Raw genomic sequence first — 18,134 nt, 5'->3', positions numbered from 1 at the left:
GATTTTTGAATCTTTTATCCGCCCTTGTCCGCTTTGATCAGCTCTGATCTGCGTTAAGAAAGGTTTTCAGAAATACCGTCGCCGAGCAGCCAGTCGGTCATGCTTGGCGGCGGACTCGGCGAGCGCGCGCCGAGCGTGGCGAAGTCGAACAGTTCGCGGTCGGCGAGTTGCGAGGGAGCGATCGAGGTCATCGCGCGGAACACGTTCTCGATGCGACCCGGCGTCCTGCGCTCCCACTCGTGCAGCATCGCCTTGATCGCCTTGCGCTGCAGCGTCTCCTGCGAGCCGCAAAGATTGCACGGCATGATCGGGAACGCACGGCGTTCGGCGTACTCGGCGATGTCGGCCTCCTTGCAGTAGGCGAGCGGGCGGACCAGCACATGTTTGCCGTCGTCGGACAGCAGCTTCGGCGGCATCGATTTCAGGCGCGAGTGATAGAACATGTTGAGGAACAGCGTCTCGACCATGTCGTCGCGATGATGGCCGAGCGCGATTTTGGTGAAGCCAGCGCGCTCGGCATGCGTGTACAGCGCGCCACGACGCAGGCGCGAGCACAGGCCGCACATGGTCTTGCCTTCCGGGATCACGCGCTGGACGACGCTGTAGGTGTCCTGCTCGAGAATCTCGAACGGCTGCTCGATGGAACGCAGGTAGTTCGGCAGGGTTGCCGGATCGTAGCCGGGCTGCTTCTGGTCGAGATGCACGGCGACGAGCTCGAAGCGCACCGGCGCCTTCGCCTGCAATTGGCGCAGCACGTCGAGCAGCGTATACGAATCCTTGCCGCCGGACAGGCAGACCATGACCCGGTCGCCGTCCTCGATCATGTTGTAGTCGGCGATCGCCTGGCCGACCTGGCGGCGCAGGCGCTTGGCGAGCTTGTTGGCATCGATGCGCTGCGCGGGCAACGCGAGAGACAGAGCGGACATGGGGAATTCAAAACCGGAACAGGCCGCCATTGTAAGGCCTGGGGCGCGGCTTCACCTGCGATAGCGCTCCGCGAGCAGCGCGAAAATCGCGCGCAGACCCAGCGCCTCGCCGCCCGCAGGCCGGCCCGGCTTGTCGGCGTCGTTCCAGGCGTAAGTGTCCAGATGCAGCCACGGAATCGTCTGCGGCACGAAGCGTTCCAGATACAGCGCCGCCGTGATCGCGCCGGCGTGTTTGGAGCCGCCGGCGTTGGCCAGATCGGCGACGCGCGATTCGAGCATCGCGCGATACGGCGCCCACAGCGGCATGTGCCAGACGGGATCCTGCTCGCGGCGCCCGGCGGCGACCGCGGCTTGCGCCAAGTCTTCGCGATTGCCGAACAGCGCCGGCAGGTCCGGCCCGAGCGCGACGCGTGCGGCGCCGGTCAGCGTGGCGAAATCGATGATCAGATCCGGCTTCGATTCGCTCGCATAGGCCAGCGCATCGCAGAGCACGAGGCGGCCTTCGGCATCGGTATTGTCGATCTCGACGCTCAGGCCGGCGCGCGTGCGGATCACCTCGCCGGGGCGATAGGCGTTGCCGGCGACCGCATTCTCCACCGCCGGAATCAACAAGGTCAGGCGCACCGGCAGCTTTGCGCGCAGGATCAGATCGGCCAGCGCGATCGCATGCGCGGCGCCGCCCATGTCCTTCTTCATCCAGCGCATGCCGTCGGCCGACTTGAGGTCGAGGCCGCCGGTGTCGAAGCAGACCCCCTTGCCGACGATGACGACCTGCGGGTGCTGCGCATCCCCCGCGGTCAACTCGGCCAGACGCGGCGCGCGATGGCTGGCGCGGCCGACGGCGTGAATCGTCGGGAAATTGTCGCGCAGCAGATCCTCGCCGACCCACTCGCGGAATCGGGCACTGTGCGGCGCCGCGAGCGACTCCACCGCAGCGACAAGTTCTCCAGGCCCCATGTCCTCGGTCGGCGTGTTGACCAGATCGCGCACGCGCGAGGATGCAGCCAGGCGCGCTTCGACCGCGCGCAACACCGTGCCATCGACGGCGAGTTTCGCGGGAGTGCGCGCCGCCTTGCGATAACGCGTGAACTGGTACGCGCCGAGGCCCCAGCCCAGCGCGGCGCGTTCCGCGTCGAGCGCGATGCCACCGTCGTCGAGCCGGTAGCTGCCTTCCGGCAGGCGCAGCGGCAGGCTCGCGAGCGCGTACAGGTCGTCTGCCGCGGCGATGCCGGCGAGCACGCGCTTCGCCTTGCCTTGCGCATCGGGCAACAGGCAGAACGTGCCGGGCGCGGCATCGAAGCCGCTCGCGGCGATCCAGTTCGCGGCGCTCTTGCCGAGCTTGGCGGTGGTGGCGCGCAGCGTCGCTTTCGTCACCGCGAGCAGCGGTATCGCGCGCGGGACACGGCGCGTTTCGATCAATGCGTTCATGGTGCTTCCCGAGGTGAGCCAGCGACAAGAGTACAACCTTGCCGGCGCGCAAACGACCGGCGCGGGACGCACCCCTGCTCCCCGGCGCCTTGCACGCGTTACACTAATCGCGCCCCGCGAATGGACGTATCCGTGCCGCTCGACCCATCCGAAATCACGCGCCAGCTGGTCGAATTGCGCGTCGAACACCGCGACCTCGACGCGGCGATCGCCGCCCTGGCCGCGAGCCCGCACGGCGACGAATTGCGCTTGAAGCGCATGAAGGTGCGCAAGCTGCGCCTGAAGGACATGATCTCGTATCTGGAATCGAAACTGATTCCGGATCTCGACGCGTGAACCGTACCTTGGCGTTCGCCCTTGAACGCGAGGATCACAAAGCGGCTATCCATGGCCGCACTTCTCAATTTTCTTCCTTCGCCCCGGCGCCCGGCTCGGCCAGCGCACCGTGCCGCTCCGGCGTCAATTTCAAAATCCCGTGGCGGATCTCGCGACTGAGGATCAGCTTGGCGTCGCGCACGATGCTCTCCAGATCGGTGTGGAATTCGAGCTTGCCCCCAGCGTCGGGCCAGATCACGCGGCGTTCGCGCAATTTGCCGATGAAGCCGCGGAACAGCGCCTTGTCGAAGAATTCCGGCGCATTCAATTCCTGCAGCAGCGACAGGCGCTGCGCGGTCAGCGTGCACAGGTTTTCAAGCTCGCCGGCGCTCAGCGTGTTCGGCCCGTTGCGCACGAGCGCGGCGATCGCGATGTAGTAGCGCTCGATCGTCTGCAGCAGGCTCTGCGCGATCACGCGCAGGCGGAACGCGCCGTCGCTCTGTCCCGGCTCGCGCTGCAGAGACTCCCGCTGCTCATCGGCCTTGAGCAGGCCGCGCGCGACGAAGACGTCGATCGTCGCCTCGCAGCGCGCCATGAATTCGTCCTCGCTCCACGGCAGGAACAATTCGGCCTGCACGAACGGGTAGACGACGCGGCCGAGGCGCAGGATCTGCTCGCGCTTCATGCCGCGGTTGTTGAGGAAACAGCAGGCGATCCACGCCGCGGTCGCAACCACGTGCAACACGTTGTTGCGGAAGTACGAGAGCAGCACCGCGGCCTTGCCTTCGCTCGCGAGCACATCGCCGAGCGGATGCTTGATGCGCGCGATCGCCTGCATCTTCTCGCCGTAGGCGATGATCTCCGCGGCAGACAGATCGGTGATCGTGAGCCGCTCCGAATACGGCAGCGCGGTGATCAGTTCGCGGGTCAGGTCGATCTGGGCGAGCAGGTCGGCCTCGGCCATCGCGTGCTTGGGTGTCGCCAGCAACGCGAGCGCGAGCAGGTTGATCGGATTGATGTCGACCGCAGCGTTGATGCCGGCGGCGATGCGCTCGGCGAGCGTGTCGACTGCGGGCTTGAGCCAGGCCGGTTTCGCCTCGGGATCGGCGATCGCCGCGCGCCAGTCCGCGTCGACGCCGTCGAGCAGCGGAGTCAGGAAGATCGGTTCGCCGAAGTTGACCGCGACCCGACCGTAATTCTCACGCAGCTTGCCGAGCGCGCGCAGCAACTGGAACCAGGATTCCTTCTCCTTCGGCTTGCCCGACAGCTCGCCGATGTAGGAGTCACCTTCCATGATGCGCTCGTAGCCGATGTAGATCGGCTGAAACACCACCGGGCGCTGCGCTTCGCGCAGGAAGCTGCGCAGGGTCATCGACAGCAGGCCGCCGCGCGGGGTCAACGTGCGCCCGGTGCGCGAGCGCCCGCCCTCGACGAAGTATTCGATCGATACGCCGCGCGCGAACAGCTGGCTCATGTATTCGCGGAACACGGTCGAGTACAGCGGGTCGCTGAAACTGCGGCGCATGAAGAACGCGCCGCCACGCCGCAGGAACGAACCGAGCAGCGGCAGGTTGAGGTTCACCCCTGCGGCGATGTGCGGCGGCGCGATGCCGTTGCGGTAGAGCAGGTACGACAGCAACAGGTAGTCGATATGGCTGCGATGGCACGGCACGTAAACGACTTCGTGGCCCGGCGCGATCGCGCGCAACTTGTCGAAGTGGTGCATGCGCACGCCGGAATAGATCTTGTCCCACAAGCCGGTCAACAAACCGGAAGCCGAGCGCACGACCGGATGCGACTGGTCCGCGGCGACCTCCCAGGCCATCGCGCGCGCCTTGGCCGTCGCCGCGCCCTTGTCGACGTTCTCCTTGCTTGCTGCCGTGGCGATCGCGGCCTGCACGGGTGCGGCGTTGATCACCGCGTCGATCAGCGTGCGCCGATGCGACAGGTCGGGGCCGATGACGACCGCGCGCTGGCGCTGGAAGTGCACGCGCAACACGCGCGAGACCTTGCGCAGCGTGTTCGGCGCATCGCGCTCGCCGGCGATCACCTGGCGCAGCGACACGGGCGCGGCGAAATGCGCGATCGTGCTGCGGCCGTTGAGCAGCAGCGCGAGCAGGCGACGGAAGCGGCCGACCACGTTCCAGTTTTCCGAGAACAGCACGCGGAACCAGCCCGCCTCGCGGTCGGGCGCGCGACCGACGAAGATCGCCACCGGGACGAGCTGCACGTCGATATCGGGATGCGTGCGCACCGTGTCGAGCAGTTGCGCAAGCGTCTGCGAATGCGTCTTCGAACGCGGCTTCTGGAACCACCAGCCGTCGCGCCGCGACAGCGCGAACATCGCGCGCTGCTTGGACAGCCCGGCGATGTCGAACGGGCGCAGCGGCTCGGGCAGGCCGGCCTCGCGGCAGGCCTGCTCGAGGATCAACGCGTCGGACAGGCCGTAGCGTTCGATCACGTAGCAGACCGGCACGGCCGGATCGATGCCCGCGCGCGGGTCGGCGGGATCGCGCTGGATCTTCAGCCACGGCTCGGCCAGCGCGCCGAGCGCGCGCAACCACCACGGCGCCTGCGGCTTGGCCGCGGCCGGCGAAAGCGAACCGGAATCGTCGTTCATGCTCGGGATTGTACGCAAGCGCCGGCAAAGCGCGCGTTACGTGCGCGCAAACTACGACGGCGCCGCTGGGGCGCCGTCGTCCGCCTCATGCGAAGGTCCTACTTGTTCGCTGGCGCCTGCGCGGCATCGGGCTTGGCCTGCGGGTTTGCGGCAGCCGCGGCTTCGGTCGCCTGCTCCTTCTGCCACTTCTCGATCGCCTGCTTGCCGTACCACTTGCCGTCGACCTTGACCAGATCGCCTTCGGCCGTGAACGGCTGGTCGAACGCGGTGTAGGTGACCTTGACCTTGGCCGCATCACCCGTCGTGCTCACGGTTTCGGCCTTGACCGAGTCGAGCCACTGGTCGATTTTCAGGCCATAAGCGCCGGCCACCTGCTTGAAGCCGGCCAACGCGATTCCCGCCTTGAGCATGCCCTGGTCGTAGTTGAGCGCGCGCACTTCATCGAGTGACTTGAGGTTGAGATCGCGAGCGGTCTTGCTCACCGCGGCGATCGCGGCCTTGGTCAGCGCCGGATCGGTGAACTTCACCCCTTGCGCCCACTTCGCCGCCGCATCGACCATGGCCGCGGACTGCTTCTTCTGCTCGTCGGTCAGGTCCTGGTTCTGCTGGATCGCGCTCTGCAGGAAACCCTGGCCCATCGCGATCATCATCGGAATCTGCGCGGCCTGCGCGTCGAGCTTCTTCAGCTGCGGCTCGGCTTCGGCAAAGAGTTTTTCCTCCGCGCCAGGCGCGGTCAGCTTGCCCATTTGATCGGCGAATTTCTTGCGATCCTCGTCGGTGATCGGGTCTTCGGTCATCTTCTTCGTCCAGTCGGCCTTGATCCTGGCGACTTCGGCGGCCGGCATCGCGGCGTTGAGGAAGGCGTTGATGTCGTTGCCGCGCAGGGCGCGTACAGCAGCGAGCACCGTCGCATCGGGCGTTGCCGTTGCCGCCGCCGCGGGGGCCGGCGTGGCGGGCGTAGTGGCTTCTTCTTTCTTGCCGCAGGCGGCGACGGCGGCGGCGAGGGCAAGCAGCAAAGCGGTGCGTTTCAACATTACAGACATGGCGTTCCCCGACAACTATAGTGGAAAAGTGCGGCGACTGTAGTCAGCCGCACTGCGCTTGGCAAGGAATACCCTTGTCCGCCGAAAGGGGAAAAGAAGATTCGGTCGGGAAGTTCGGCCACGGGCGGCCGCTATTTGATCTTCGCAATCAAGGACGATCGCAAAAACACACCGGAAAAAAATCGGACGACTCGAGGTCGTCCGGCAGAGTGCTGGCCGTTCGCCAGCGGGAACCGTTTCTTGTTGTTTGCGGTGTTCCTACGGCAATCGGGGCGTTATGCGAGGCTGATCGTTTGGTAATCGCCGTATTCGTGAGCGTGGTTAAACGCTCGTGGCAGAATATACTTAAATGACATAACTGATGCAATACCTTAGCTTGTGTGTGCTAAGTTATTGAATTTATTGTTTGTTCAGTTTCAGATTTCGCTCTTTGCCATCTTTTCCGCCAAGGCGGGAATGACGGGCAGAGCTTCAGTCCGCCAGCAGGCTTGCCAGTCGCGCGATGTGCGAGGAGGCCAGTTCCTTCTTCGCCTCGGCGTCGGCCGCTTCGTCCAGGCCATCGCGGTGCAAATCATCTGCCGGCAGTTCGGCAAGGAACCGGCTCGGCTCGTTGCGCACGATTTCGCCGTAGCGGCGCGAGCGCGCCGCGTACGACAGGCACAGGCTTTCGCGCGCGCGCGTGATGCCGACGTACATCAGGCGCCGCTCCTCTTCGGTGCGGCCCTCCTCGATACCGGCTTCGTGCGGCAGCTTGCCTTCCTCGACGCCGACGATGTTGACGAAGCGGAACTCCAGGCCCTTGGCCGAATGCAGGGTCATCAGGCGCACCGCGTTGCCGGCCTCTTCGCGGTCGGCGTAGGTCAGCAGCGCAAGCTGCGCGGCGAGATCGCCGACGCGGGAGTCGTTGCGTTGCATCGCGCGGAACCAGTCGGCCAGTTCGCGCAGGTTCTCGATGCGCCGCCCGCGCACGGCCTGGTCGCGCGTTTCGGCTTCCAGATGCGTCAGGTAGCGCGTGCGCCGGATGACCTCGTCGACGAGATCCGCCGCGGACAAGGTGCGCGCCGCCGTTTCCAATTCGTGCATCAGCGCAGCGAAACCGGCCAGCGCCGAGGCCGAACGCGCGGCGAGTTGTTTCAGCACGCTGTCGCTGTTGCTCGCGCGCAGCATCGAGGAATGCCGCGCCTGCGCGAGTTCGCCGAGTTTTTCCAGCGTGGTCGCGCCGATGTCGCGGCGCGGAATGTTGGCGATGCGCACGAACGCCGCGTCATCGTCGGGATTGACGATCAGGCGCAGGTAGGCGAGCACGTCCTTCACTTCGGCGCGATCGAGGAACGCCGTGCCGCCGGTCAGGTGGTACGGCACCTGCGCCAGACGCAGCGCCTTTTCCAGCGCGCGCGACTGGAAATTGCCGCGATACAGGACCGCGAATTCGTTCCATTGCGCCTTGTGCTTCTGTGCGAGATGGGCGATGCCGGATGCAACGCGCTCGGCCTCGTGCTCGTCGTCGCGGCATTCGAGCACGCGGATCGGCGCGCCTTCGGCATGTTCGCTCCACAGGTTCTTTTCGTGCACGTGCGGGTTGTGCCGGATCAGCGCATTGGCGGCGCGCAGGATGCGTTTCGTGCAACGGTAGTTCTGCTCGAGCTTGATCAGCTTGAGCTGCGGCCAGTCGCGGCCGAGCCGGTCGAGATTGTCCGCGTTCGCACCACGCCAACCGTAGATCGACTGGTCGTCGTCGCCGACGCAGGTCAGCGCACCACGTTCGCCGGCAAGCGCCTTCAGCAACCGATACTGCGCCGTGTTCGTGTCCTGGTATTCGTCGACCAGCAGGTAGCGGATGCGCTCCTGCCATGCAGCGCGTACCTCGTCGTCGCTTTCGAGCAGGGTCAGCGGCAGGCGGATCAGATCGTCGAAATCGACTGCGTTGAACGCGGCGAGGCGACGCTGGTAGTTCGCATACAAGGTCGCCGCCTCGTGCTCGCGCGGGCTGCGCGCGCGTTCGAGCGCGGCCGCGGGCGTGAGGCCTTCGTTTTTCGCCGCCGCGACGAGATTGCGCAGCGCGAACAGTTGGTCGGGCTTGATCGCCGCCGGCAGCAGTTCCTTGACGATCGCACCGGCGTCGTCGGCATCGAGCACGGAGAAACCGCGCTTCAAGCCAAGCCTGGCGTGCTCGATCTGCAGGAATTTCAAGCCCAGCGCGTGGAAGGTGCTGATCGCGAGCTGCTCGGCGGCCTCGCCCCTGATCAGTTTCGCCGCACGCTCGCGCATCTCGCGCGCCGCCTTGTTGGTGAACGTGATCGCGGCGATCTGCGCCGGCGCGAGATGTTTGCGCGCCACCAGATACGCGATCTTCTCCGTGATCACGCGCGTCTTGCCCGAGCCCGCGCCGGCCAGCACGAGCAGCGGCCCGTCGCCGTACTCGATCGCGGCGCGTTGTTGGGGATTGAGGCTCATCAGGCCGGCAATTGTGCCGGGATATTCTCGTTTGCGGCAGCTTGACAGCCGCGCGCCGGCGCGCCGGCCAGGTCGCCAGCCGTGGGGTTCTTCTCGTCGCCGACTCGGATTAGGATGCGCGCTGCGCTTCCGGAACGACCATGGCCAAACTCTACTTCTACTATTCGGCGATGAACGCCGGCAAGACGACGACGCTGCTGCAGAGCGCGCACAACTACCACGAACGTGGCATGCGCACGCTGATCTTCACGCCGCGGCTCGACGATCGCTACGGCCAGGGCGTGGTCGCCTCGCGCATCGGGCTCAAGGCCGAAGGCCGCATCTTCACGCGCGACGACGACCTCGTGCGCCTCGCGCAGGACGACATCGGCGCGAACGGCGCGCTGCACTGCGTGCTCGTCGACGAGGCGCAGTTCCTGTCCAAGGCGCAGGTGTGGCAGCTCACCGAGATCGTCGACCGCCTGAACATCCCCGTGCTCAGCTACGGCCTGCGCACGGATTTCCGCGGCGAGCTGTTCGACGGTAGCCAGTACCTGCTCGCCTGGGCCGACAACCTCGTCGAAATCAAGACGATCTGCCACACCGGCCGCAAGGCGACGATGGTCGTGCGGGTCGACGAGCACGGCCACGCCGTTGTCGACGGCCCGCAGGTCGAGATCGGCGGCAACGACCGCTACGTTTCGGTCAGCCGCGGCGAGTTCAAGAAGATCATGACCGGTGAGGGCCGTATCGAGGCCAAGCAGGGGACGCTGCTGTTGTGATCGGCATTCTTGCGCTCACCGCTGAACGCAAGAACCGAACTGCGGCCAGCGGTGGCTGCTACACAATTCAATTTTCCCTGGCTCTTTAGAGGGACTTAAGGGGATGCAGCGGAAACTCGTCGCCGACAACTCGGGCAAGGGCATCGGTTTGCGCATCCTGCTGATCGAAGACCAGCGCGACATCGCGGCGAATATCTGGGATTTCCTGGAGCTGCGCGGCTTCGTCATGGACCACGCCGCCGACGGCGTGAACGGGCTGCGCATGGCACTGGCCGGCGGCTACGACGTGATCATTCTCGACCTCGGCCTGCCCAAGCTCGACGGCATCGACCTGTGCCGTGCGTTGCGCCGCGCCAACCGCGACACGCCCGTGCTGATGCTGACCGCGCGCGACACGCTGCAGGACAAGCTTACCGGCTTCGCCGAGGGCGCCGACGACTATGTGGTCAAGCCGTTCGCGATGAAGGAACTCGAGGCGCGCATCCGCGCCCTGCACCGACGCGGGACCATGCAACACGGCGACCGTCTGCGCGTCGCCGACCTCGTGCTCGATCCACTCGACTACACCGTGGAACGCGCCGGCCAGCGCCTGACCCTGACCCGCGCCGGACTCGTCCTGCTCGAAACGCTGATGCGCAAATCACCCAACCTCGTGCGCCACAACGACCTCGCGCACGCGCTCTGGGGCGACGGCGTCGGCGACATCGCCACGCTGCACACGCATCTGTCGGTACTGCGCGCGGCGATAGACCGGCCGTTCAAGACCCATCTGCTGCACACCGTGCACGGTTTCGGCTATCGCATCGCCGAGCACGCCGACGCATGAATGACCTGCGCCACACAGGCGCGTGGACCAGGCTTTTCATGCATGCGCCATATCCGCGTCTAGAATGCTCCCGGCCCCGTCCACGCGAAGTGTCGCCATGCCCTTCAAGCTCAGCCTGCGCGCGCGCGTCGCGCTCACCTTCGCCTTGCTCGGCCTAGTCGTCAGTACCTGCCTGGCGTTCATCTCGCTGCACTTCTCCGCGGCTTACGTCGGCCGCGTCGCGCGCGAAATGCTGCGCGTCGAAGGCGACTATTTCGTCCAGCGCTACACGGAGTTCGGCGTGCTGCCGCAGACGCATTCAGCGCATTTCCGCATTTTTCTCAGCGGCGCAACCGGCGACCAGGCGCCGCCGGGCGGGATCGCGAACCTCGAACCCGGCGATCCGTACGAGCTCGGCGGCAGCGGCCCACGCCGCTACGTCGCGGTGCATGCGACTGCCGACGGAAAGCGTCTGTACATCGTCCTCGACATGGGCATGGAAGGCGTGCGCGAACGCCGCTGGACGCGCGACCTGATCGCCCTCGTGCTGTGCGGCACGCTGCTCTCCGCCTGGCTGGGCTGGTTCTGGGCCGGGCGCGCGATCGCGCCCGTGCGCCGCCTCGCCCGGCGCGTCGAGGTACTCGAGCCTTCGCGCCGCGGCGCGCAAAAGCTCGCACCCGGTTTCGCCGAAGACGAAGTCGGTGCACTCGCGCTGGCCTTCGACAACTACCAGGAAAAGCTCTACGGCTATGTGCGCCGCGAGCGTGCGTTCACCGCGGACGCGAGCCACGAGCTGCGCACGCCGCTTGCGGTGATCCGCGGCGCGATCGAGGTGTTGCTCGACTCGGGCCAGTGCGGCACGGCGGTCGTGACCCGGCTCCGGCGCATGCAGCGCGGCGCCGACGAGCTGCGCGACCTGCTCGATGCCCTGCTCGTGCTCGCACGCAGCGACGAAGCCGAAGCCAACGAAGGGCGCACGCCCGATCTCGACGGACTCGTGCGCAGCCTGCTCGCCGAGCGTCGCGACGCGCTCGACGAAAAACATCTGCGCCTCGCGCACGCGGGCGAGGCGGACATCGCCGTGGCCGCGCCGCAGAAGGTGTTGCGCGTCGTCCTCGGCAACCTGCTGCGCGCGGCGACCCAGTTCGCCGACGGCGGCGTGCTGCGCATCGGCGTCGCGCGCGATGCGGTCGCGATCGCGCACGAACGCTCGCCCGCCGCCGCGGAGGCGACGCCGCTCGACGTGCGCGAACATGCGCTCGGCCTCGGCATGATCCGTCGCGTCTGCGAGCGTTGGGGCTGGCATCTCGAGGAAAACGTCGGCAGCAACGGCGACCACGCCTTCGTGTTGCGCCTCGAACCCCGACCCGACCCGGCCTGACCGCATCGCGGAGTCGACACAGGCAAACCCGTCGCTGGCCGCCGACCCGTGTGCGCTGCGGTTCGACCTCATCATGCCGTGTTCCCGAATTCGCGGCTGTCCACGGCCAGCGTTCCGGTCTAGCATGCGGGCATGTCCCGCAACGATGCCAGCCCGCAATCCGACGCAGCCGATGCACGCCGGGCCGAACTGCGCCGCGCGCTCGCTGGCGTGCTGCCGCCGTCCTGCCTGCTGTTCGACGCCGAGCAGACCGCGCCGTTCGAGTGCGACGGGCTGTCCGCATTCCGCCAGGCGCCGCTCGCGGTCGCCCTGCCGCAGACCGAGGCGCAGGTGCGCGAGGTGCTGCACAGCTGCCGCCGGCTGAACGTGCCCGTCGTCGCGCGCGGCGCGGGAACCGGGCTGTCCGGCGGCGCGATGCCCAGCGCGGACGGCCTCGTGCTCTCGCTGGCGAAGTTGAACCGCATACTCGACATCGATCCGGTCGCATGCACCGCGCGTGTCGAACCGGGTGTGCGCAATCTCGCCGTGTCCGACGCGGCGGCGGCGTTCGGCCTGTACTACGCACCGGATCCCTCCTCGCAGATCGCCTGCTCGATCGGCGGCAATGTCGCGGAGAATTCGGGCGGCGTGCATTGCCTGAAGTACGGCTTGACCGTGCACAACGTGCTCGGCGTGCGCGGCTATACCATCGACGGCGAAGAAGTCGTGCTCGGCGGTGCCGCGCTCGACACGCCCGGGCTCGACCTGCTCGCGCTCGCGATCGGCTCGGAAGGCCTGCTGATGATCGTCACCGAGGTGACCCTGCGGCTCATCCCCAAGCCCAAGGTCGCGCAGGTCGTCATGGCCTCGTTCGACGACGTGGTCAAGGCCGGCGATGCGATCGCGGCGATCATCGCGGCCGGCATCATCCCGGCGGGACTCGAAATGATGGATCGCAAGGCAACGGCGGCGGTCGAACCGTTCGTGCGCGCCGGCTACGATCTCGGCGCCGCGGCTATCCTGCTCGCCGAAAGCGACGGCACCGCCGAGGAAGTCGGCGACGAAATCGCCGGGATCGAGCGCGTCCTGCAGGCGGCAGGCGCGACCCGCTGCACGGTGTCGCGATCGGAAGCCGAGCGCCTGCGCTTCTGGTCGGGGCGCAAGAACGCCTTCCCCGCGGCCGGCCGGGTTTCGCCCGACTACTACTGCATGGACGGCACGATTCCGCGCAAGCACCTCGGCCACATGCTGCGCGCGATCGAAGCAATGGAGAGAAAGTATGCTTTGCGCTGCATGAACGTGTTCCACGCCGGCGACGGCAACCTGCATCCGCTGATCCTGTTCGACGCGCACCGTGAAGGCGAATGGGATCGCGCCGACCGTTTCGGCGCCGACATCCTCGAGCTCTGCGTCGAGCTCGGCGGCACGATCACGGGCGAGCACGGCGTCGGCATCGAGAAGATCGGCTCGATGTGCGTGCAGTTCGCGGCGACCGAGCGCGAGGTATTTTTCGGCATCAAGCGCGCCTTCGATCCGGCCGGCCTGCTCAACCCCGGCAAGGCGATCCCGACGCTCGCGCGCTGCGCCGAATACGGCCGCATGCACGTGCACGACGGCCAGCTCGCATTCGCCGAGCTGCCGCGATTCTGACGATGGAAGCCACGCTCGCCCGCCTGCGTGAACGCATCGCCGCCGCCGTCGCCGCGCGGACGCCGCTGCGGCCGCGTGGCGGTGGCACGAAAGACTTCTACGCCGAAACGCTGGCCGGCGACGTGCTCGATACGCGCGAGCACCACGGCATCCTCGCCTACGAGCCGTCGGAACTCGTCATCACCGCGCGCTGCGGCACGCCGCTGGCGGAAATCGAAGACGCGCTCGCGCGGCAAGGCCAGTTCCTGCCGTTCGAACCGCCCGCCTTCGGTGGCGAGGCAACGATCGGCGGCGTGATTGCCGCCGGCCTGTCCGGCCCGCGCCGCGCGAGCGTCGGTGCCGCACGCGACTTCGTGCTCGGCGCGCATCTGCTCGATGCACATGGCGACGTTCTGCGCTTCGGCGGTCAGGTGATGAAGAATGTCGCCGGCTTCGACGTCGCACGCCTCCTGTGCGGCTCGCTCGGCGTGCTCGGGCTGATCACTCAGGTCTCGCTCAAGGTGCTGCCACGGCCGCGCGAAGAAATCAGCTTGCGCTTCGAGTGCGGCGCGGTCCAGGCGTTGACGATGTTCCAGCGCTGGCGCGCGCAACCGTTGCCGGTTTCGGCGACGTGCTGGCACGACGGCGCCGCCGTGGCGCGCCTGTCGGGATCATCCAGTGCCTTGCGTACCGCCTGCGCCGCGCTCGGCGGCACGCCGATGAACGAAGCCGACGCACGCGCCTGGTGGTCGAGTCTGCGCGAGCAGACGCTCGATTTTTTCCGCAACGACGAAACGCCGCTGTGGCGGTTGTCCCTTCCCGCCACTGCATCGCTCGACCGCTCGGGCGGCGAATTGATCGAATGGTCGGGCGCATTGCGCTGGCTGCGCAGCGACGCGCCCGCGCGCGAGATCCGTGCGCTGGCCGACGCGCTCGGCGGCACGGCCATGCTTTGGCGCGGCGCGCGCTCGGCGTCGATGTTCCATCCGCTTGCGGAGGTCCAGCGCGAACTGCACCGGCGCCTCAAGCGCCAGTTCGACCCGCACGGCGTCTTCAGCCCCGGCCGCATGAACGAAGGCTGGTGACCGTGGAAGCCCATCTCGCCGACTGGATCCGGAACACGCCCGAGGGCCGCGAGGCCGAATCGATCCTGCGCGCCTGCGTGCATTGCGGATTCTGCAATGCGACCTGTCCGACCTACCAGCTCACCGGCGACGAACTCGACGGCCCGCGCGGACGCATCTACCAAATCAAGCGTCTGCTCGAAGGCGAAACGCCCGGCGCGTCGACGCAACTGCACCTCGATCGTTGCCTGACCTGCCGCAATTGCGAGACGACCTGTCCCTCGGGCGTGGATTACGGCCACCTCGTCGATATCGGCCGCGCGACGATGGCGCAACGCCTGCCGCGCTCCGGCGCGCAGCGGGCGCAACGCGGCTTGTTGCGCTTCGCGCTGACACGGCGATGGTTGTTCGCTCCGGCGGTGCGCATCGGCCGCGCGCTGCGCGGCGTGCTGCCTTCGGCACTGCGCGCCAAGCTCCCGCCCGCGCGCGACGCAGGCAAGTGGCCGCGCGGTGCGCATACACGCAAGGTGCTGCTGCTCAACGGCTGCGCCCAGCCGGCGTTGATGCCGGGTATCGACGCGGCTACCGCGCGCGTGCTCGACAGGTGCGGCATCGAGGCCGTCGTCGCGGCGAACTCCGGCTGCTGCGGCGCGCTCGATTTTCATCTCGATGCGCACAGCGCCGCGCAGGCGAAGGCGCGACGCAACATCGACGCCTGGCTGCCGCAGCTCGATGCCCGCGTCGAAGCGATCGTCATCAATGCCTCGGGATGCAGCGCGATGGTCAAGGACTACGCGCACCTGCTGCGCGCGGATCCGGACTACGCCGACAAGGCCCGGCGCATCGTCGCCGCCACACGCGACCTTGCCGAATTCCTGCCGCCATTGCTGCAGCCGCTCGGCGCACGCAGGCAGCTCGCCCTGCCGCAGACGTTGCGTCGCGTGGCGTTGCATCCACCCTGCACGCTGCAGCACGCGCAGAAGATCAGCGGCGCGGTCGAGAACGCGCTGACCGCACTCGGCGCCGAGCTGGCGCCGGTGGACGAGGCGCATCTGTGCTGCGGTTCGGCCGGCACCTATTCGATCCTGCAGGCGGAGTTCTCGCAACGCCTGCGCGATCGCAAGCTGGACAACCTGCAACGCCATCGGCCGGCGATGATCCTCTCCGCCAACATCGGTTGCCTTGCGCACCTGGAAGGCGCCGCACAGGTACCCGTACGCCATTGGATCGAATGGGTCGATGCCGTGCTCGCGCGGCAGGACTAGACTCGCCCTCCACCCGAAAGCTCCGGAACGCTTCGACTGCACGATGCCCCCAACTCCGCTTCGCGTCGGCCTGATCGGCTACGGCTACGCCGGCAAGACGTTTCACGCACCGTTGATCGCGGCGACGCCAGGGCTGCAGCTTGCCGGCGTCGCATCGAGCGACGCAGCCAAGGTGCGTGCCGACTGGCCGCGGGTCGACGTGGCCGCCGATGCACAGACGCTGATCGCGCGCGGCGACATCGACCTCATCGTCATCGCCACGCCGAACGAAACGCACGCCCCACTCGCGCACGCGGCGTTGCGCGCGGGCAAACATGTCGTCGTCGACAAACCATTCGCACTGAACCTCGACGAGGCGCGCGAATTGGTCGCTGCCGCGCACGCCTGCGATCGCCTGCTCTCGGTGTTCCACAACCGGCGCTGGGACAGCGACTTCCTCGGCGTGAAACAGGCGATCGCGGACGGCCGCGTCGGCCGCGTCGTGCATTTCGAATCGCACATCGACCGCTATCGTCCCGACGTGCGCCGGCGCTGGCGCGAAGGCACCGGGCCCGGTGCGGGATTGTGGTTCGACCTCGGCCCGCATCTGATCGACCAGGCGTTGCAACTGTTCGGCCCGCCCGCGCGCGTGCAGGCGAACCTCGCCATGCAGCGCGCCGGCGCGTTGAGCGAGGACTGGGCGCATGTCGTGCTCGACTACGCGCACGGCCTGCGCGTGATCCTGCATGCGGGCATGCTCGTCGCCGGGGCCAGCCCGCGCTTCGTCGTGCACGGCGAACGCGGCAGCCTGGTCAAGCGCGAAGCGGATCGACAGGAAGCACAACTCAAGGCCGGCATCGTGCCCGGCGCCGACGGCTGGGGCGTCGATCCCGACCCGCTGCGGTTCTTCGACATCGACGCGACATGCGACATCGCCACGCCGCCCGGCGACCAGCGCCGCTACTACCTGGGCGTCGAGCGCGCACTGCGCGGCGCCGGCCCCAACCCGGTCACGCCCGGGGAAGCGCTTGCGGTCATGGCCGTGCTGGAATCCGCGCGCCAATCAGCGCGCGAGGGTCGCTCCGTGACCGGCGTGGACCCGGGTCCATGATGCACCCGCAAGCGCGAGCCGCGGTTATGCGCGCGACTCGGTTTCGGCAATCGGCGAATGCAAGTCGCTGGTAACCGCGGCGATTTCTTCGGTGATGTCCGGACCGGGCTGCTTCGCGCTCGCCGCGGAGATCGACGCGGGCAGATGCGCCGAGATGTACCAGGCCAGCAGCAGCGAGGCGCCGACGATGACGGCGGCAGCGAAGAACGTCGCGCCGGCCCACAGGCCGTGGTCGTGCGAACTCGACACCAGCGCCAGCGTCGACGGAAACAGGAACGCGCCGAGTATGCCGGCGAGACTCGACACGCTCGTCACCGCGCCCTGCAGGCGGCCCTGTTCGCGCGGATCGACGAAGTGGGTCATCATCGCCTGCGCCGCGGGCTGGGCGACGCCCCATAGCGCCGCCACCGGCATCATCGCCCAGAACCAGTAGCCGGTTGGCGCGAGCGCGTACAAGGTGAAGCCGACCGTGCCGCAGGCGAGACCGAACAGCAGCGCGCGACGTTCGCCGAGCTTCGCCACGATGAACTTGATCAGGCCGCCCTGCACGATCGCCGAGAAGATGCCGACGAGTCCGAGCGTGATGCCGACCATCTTCGGCCCCCAGCCGAAGCGATAGTCGGCATAGAGCACGAATGTGGTCGGATAGACCATGTGCGCGAGCGCGTACAGGCCGACCACGCCGACCAGACCGAACACCTGCGGATAGCGGCGCAGCAGCTTCAGCGCGCCGAACGGATTCGCGTGCGCCCAGTCGAAGTACGCGCTGCGTTTGTCCGGAGTGAGCGATTCCGGCAGCACGAACAGGCCGTAGCAGAAATTGGTCAGGCACATGACGACCGCGGCCCAGAACGGCAGGCGCGGATGGATCTCGCCGAGAAAGCCGCCGATCACCGGCGCGATGACGAAGCCGATGCCGAACGCGATGCCAAGCATGCCGTAGGCCTGCGCGCGCTTCTCCGGCGGCGTCACGTCGGCGACATAGGCGTTCGAGGCGGAGAAGCTCGCCGAGGTGATGCCGGAAATGACGCGACCGATGAACAGCAGCGGCAACGAATTGACCAGCGCCATCATCAGAAAGTCGAGGCCGAGGCCGAGATTCGAGGCGAGGATGATCGGCCGGCGGCCGAAGCGGTCGGCAAGCGCGCCCTGTACCGGCGTGAACACGAACTGCATCGCCATGAAGGTGACGGAGAACGCGAGATACCACCACGCCGCAGCCGACACGTTCTCGCCGACGAATCCAAGGATCAGATGCGGCAGCACGGGAATGATCAAGCCGAACGACAGGATGTCGATCAGCAGCGTGATGAAGATGAAGATCAGCGCGGCGCGACGGGCGGGCGTGGGCGTAGACGCAGCGCTGTTTTCCAT

Annotated in this window: 14 protein-coding genes; 8 read left to right on the top strand and 6 right to left on the bottom strand. The window is 67.3% G+C overall.

What is annotated here, in order from left to right; genetic code table 11:
* Window positions 1-53: 53 nt before the first annotated feature.
* Together ttcA and AC16HO_RS10985 are read right to left on the bottom strand one after the other, a co-directional pair.
* A complete protein-coding gene (gene ttcA, locus AC16HO_RS10990) occupies window positions 54-956 on the bottom strand; it encodes a tRNA 2-thiocytidine(32) synthetase TtcA (protein WP_395643306.1) in 903 nt (300 codons plus the stop codon).
* A 21-nt stretch (window positions 957-977) separates the two neighbouring features.
* On the bottom strand, window positions 978-2,354 hold the full coding sequence (locus AC16HO_RS10985) for a leucyl aminopeptidase family protein (protein WP_395643307.1): 1,377 nt from the start codon (window positions 2,352-2,354) through the stop codon (window positions 978-980).
* A 120-nt stretch (window positions 2,355-2,474) separates the two neighbouring features.
* Between AC16HO_RS10985 and AC16HO_RS10980 the strand changes: the two genes are divergently transcribed.
* Complete coding sequence (locus tag AC16HO_RS10980) at window positions 2,475-2,690, top strand: YdcH family protein (RefSeq protein ID WP_395643308.1); 216 nt, start codon at window positions 2,475-2,477, stop codon at window positions 2,688-2,690.
* A gap of 64 nt (window positions 2,691-2,754) precedes the next feature.
* Here AC16HO_RS10980 and plsB read toward each other — a convergent pair whose 3' ends face one another.
* The 3 genes from plsB to AC16HO_RS10965 form a co-directional block, all read right to left on the bottom strand.
* Window positions 2,755-5,289, bottom strand: a complete 2,535-nt coding sequence (gene plsB / locus AC16HO_RS10975; protein ID WP_395643309.1) for a glycerol-3-phosphate 1-O-acyltransferase PlsB — start codon at window positions 5,287-5,289, stop codon at window positions 2,755-2,757.
* A gap of 98 nt (window positions 5,290-5,387) precedes the next feature.
* Complete coding sequence (locus AC16HO_RS10970) at window positions 5,388-6,332, bottom strand: hypothetical protein (protein ID WP_395643310.1); 945 nt, start codon at window positions 6,330-6,332, stop codon at window positions 5,388-5,390.
* Window positions 6,333-6,803: 471 nt separating this feature from the next.
* Window positions 6,804-8,786 carry a UvrD-helicase domain-containing protein gene (locus tag AC16HO_RS10965; protein WP_395643311.1) on the bottom strand — a complete coding sequence of 661 codons (1,983 nt, stop codon included), beginning with the start codon at window positions 8,784-8,786 and terminating at the stop codon, window positions 6,804-6,806.
* A 140-nt stretch (window positions 8,787-8,926) separates the two neighbouring features.
* On the opposite strand from AC16HO_RS10965, the gene AC16HO_RS10960 reads away from it, so the two are divergent.
* From AC16HO_RS10960 to AC16HO_RS10930, 7 genes are all read left to right on the top strand, one after another.
* Window positions 8,927-9,547, top strand: coding sequence for a thymidine kinase (locus AC16HO_RS10960; RefSeq protein WP_395643312.1), 621 nt, complete (start codon window positions 8,927-8,929; stop codon window positions 9,545-9,547).
* Between the two features lie 103 nt (window positions 9,548-9,650).
* Complete coding sequence (locus AC16HO_RS10955; RefSeq protein WP_395643313.1) at window positions 9,651-10,373, top strand: response regulator transcription factor; 723 nt, start codon at window positions 9,651-9,653, stop codon at window positions 10,371-10,373.
* A 97-nt stretch (window positions 10,374-10,470) separates the two neighbouring features.
* Window positions 10,471-11,733 (top strand): sensor histidine kinase, encoded by a 1,263-nt coding sequence (locus AC16HO_RS10950; protein WP_395643314.1) that lies wholly within the window; start codon window positions 10,471-10,473, stop codon window positions 11,731-11,733.
* A 132-nt stretch (window positions 11,734-11,865) separates the two neighbouring features.
* Entirely contained in the window at window positions 11,866-13,362 is a 1,497-nt protein-coding gene (locus AC16HO_RS10945) for an FAD-linked oxidase C-terminal domain-containing protein (protein WP_395643315.1), read from the top strand.
* A 2-nt stretch (window positions 13,363-13,364) separates the two neighbouring features.
* Window positions 13,365-14,426 carry a glycolate oxidase subunit GlcE gene (glcE, locus tag AC16HO_RS10940; protein ID WP_395643316.1) on the top strand — a complete coding sequence of 354 codons (1,062 nt, stop codon included), beginning with the start codon at window positions 13,365-13,367 and terminating at the stop codon, window positions 14,424-14,426.
* A gap of 2 nt (window positions 14,427-14,428) precedes the next feature.
* Window positions 14,429-15,670 (top strand): glycolate oxidase subunit GlcF, encoded by a 1,242-nt coding sequence (gene glcF / locus AC16HO_RS10935; protein ID WP_484335432.1) that lies wholly within the window; start codon window positions 14,429-14,431, stop codon window positions 15,668-15,670.
* Window positions 15,671-15,713: 43 nt separating this feature from the next.
* Window positions 15,714-16,760: an oxidoreductase gene (locus AC16HO_RS10930; RefSeq protein ID WP_395643318.1), complete on the top strand. Its 1,047-nt coding sequence runs from the start codon at window positions 15,714-15,716 to the stop codon at window positions 16,758-16,760.
* Between the two features lie 24 nt (window positions 16,761-16,784).
* Here the strand turns inward: AC16HO_RS10930 and AC16HO_RS10925 are convergent, their stop codons facing one another.
* Window positions 16,785-18,134, bottom strand: coding sequence for a TCR/Tet family MFS transporter (locus AC16HO_RS10925; protein WP_395643319.1), 1,350 nt, complete (start codon window positions 18,132-18,134; stop codon window positions 16,785-16,787).

The sequence above is a fragment of the Rudaea sp. genome, assembly GCF_057139185.1.
Note: the sequence above shows the minus strand (reverse complement) of the source record. Positions and strands in the feature narration are given on the sequence as shown.

Bases quoted from the DNA above. Each gene is read 5' to 3' on its own strand.
- AC16HO_RS10955 (WP_395643313.1), top strand. From the start codon at position 9,651: ATGCAGCGGAAACTCGTCGCCGACAACTCGGGCAAGGGCATCGGTTTG.
- AC16HO_RS10965 (WP_395643311.1), bottom strand. From the start codon at position 8,786: ATGAGCCTCAATCCCCAACAACGCGCCGCGATCGAGTACGGCGACGGG.
- ttcA (WP_395643306.1), bottom strand. From the start codon at position 956: ATGGCGGCCTGTTCCGGTTTTGAATTCCCCATGTCCGCTCTGTCTCTC.
- AC16HO_RS10980 (WP_395643308.1), top strand. From the start codon at position 2,475: ATGGACGTATCCGTGCCGCTCGACCCATCCGAAATCACGCGCCAGCTG.
- AC16HO_RS10970 (WP_395643310.1), bottom strand. From the start codon at position 6,332: ATGTCTGTAATGTTGAAACGCACCGCTTTGCTGCTTGCCCTCGCCGCC.
- AC16HO_RS10925 (WP_395643319.1), bottom strand. From the start codon at position 18,134: ATGGAAAACAGCGCTGCGTCTACGCCCACGCCCGCCCGTCGCGCCGCG.
- glcE (WP_395643316.1), top strand. From the start codon at position 13,365: ATGGAAGCCACGCTCGCCCGCCTGCGTGAACGCATCGCCGCCGCCGTC.
- AC16HO_RS10985 (WP_395643307.1), bottom strand. From the start codon at position 2,354: ATGAACGCATTGATCGAAACGCGCCGTGTCCCGCGCGCGATACCGCTG.
- plsB (WP_395643309.1), bottom strand. From the start codon at position 5,289: ATGAACGACGATTCCGGTTCGCTTTCGCCGGCCGCGGCCAAGCCGCAG.
- AC16HO_RS10950 (WP_395643314.1), top strand. From the start codon at position 10,471: ATGCCCTTCAAGCTCAGCCTGCGCGCGCGCGTCGCGCTCACCTTCGCC.
- AC16HO_RS10945 (WP_395643315.1), top strand. From the start codon at position 11,866: ATGTCCCGCAACGATGCCAGCCCGCAATCCGACGCAGCCGATGCACGC.
- AC16HO_RS10960 (WP_395643312.1), top strand. From the start codon at position 8,927: ATGGCCAAACTCTACTTCTACTATTCGGCGATGAACGCCGGCAAGACG.
- AC16HO_RS10930 (WP_395643318.1), top strand. From the start codon at position 15,714: ATGCCCCCAACTCCGCTTCGCGTCGGCCTGATCGGCTACGGCTACGCC.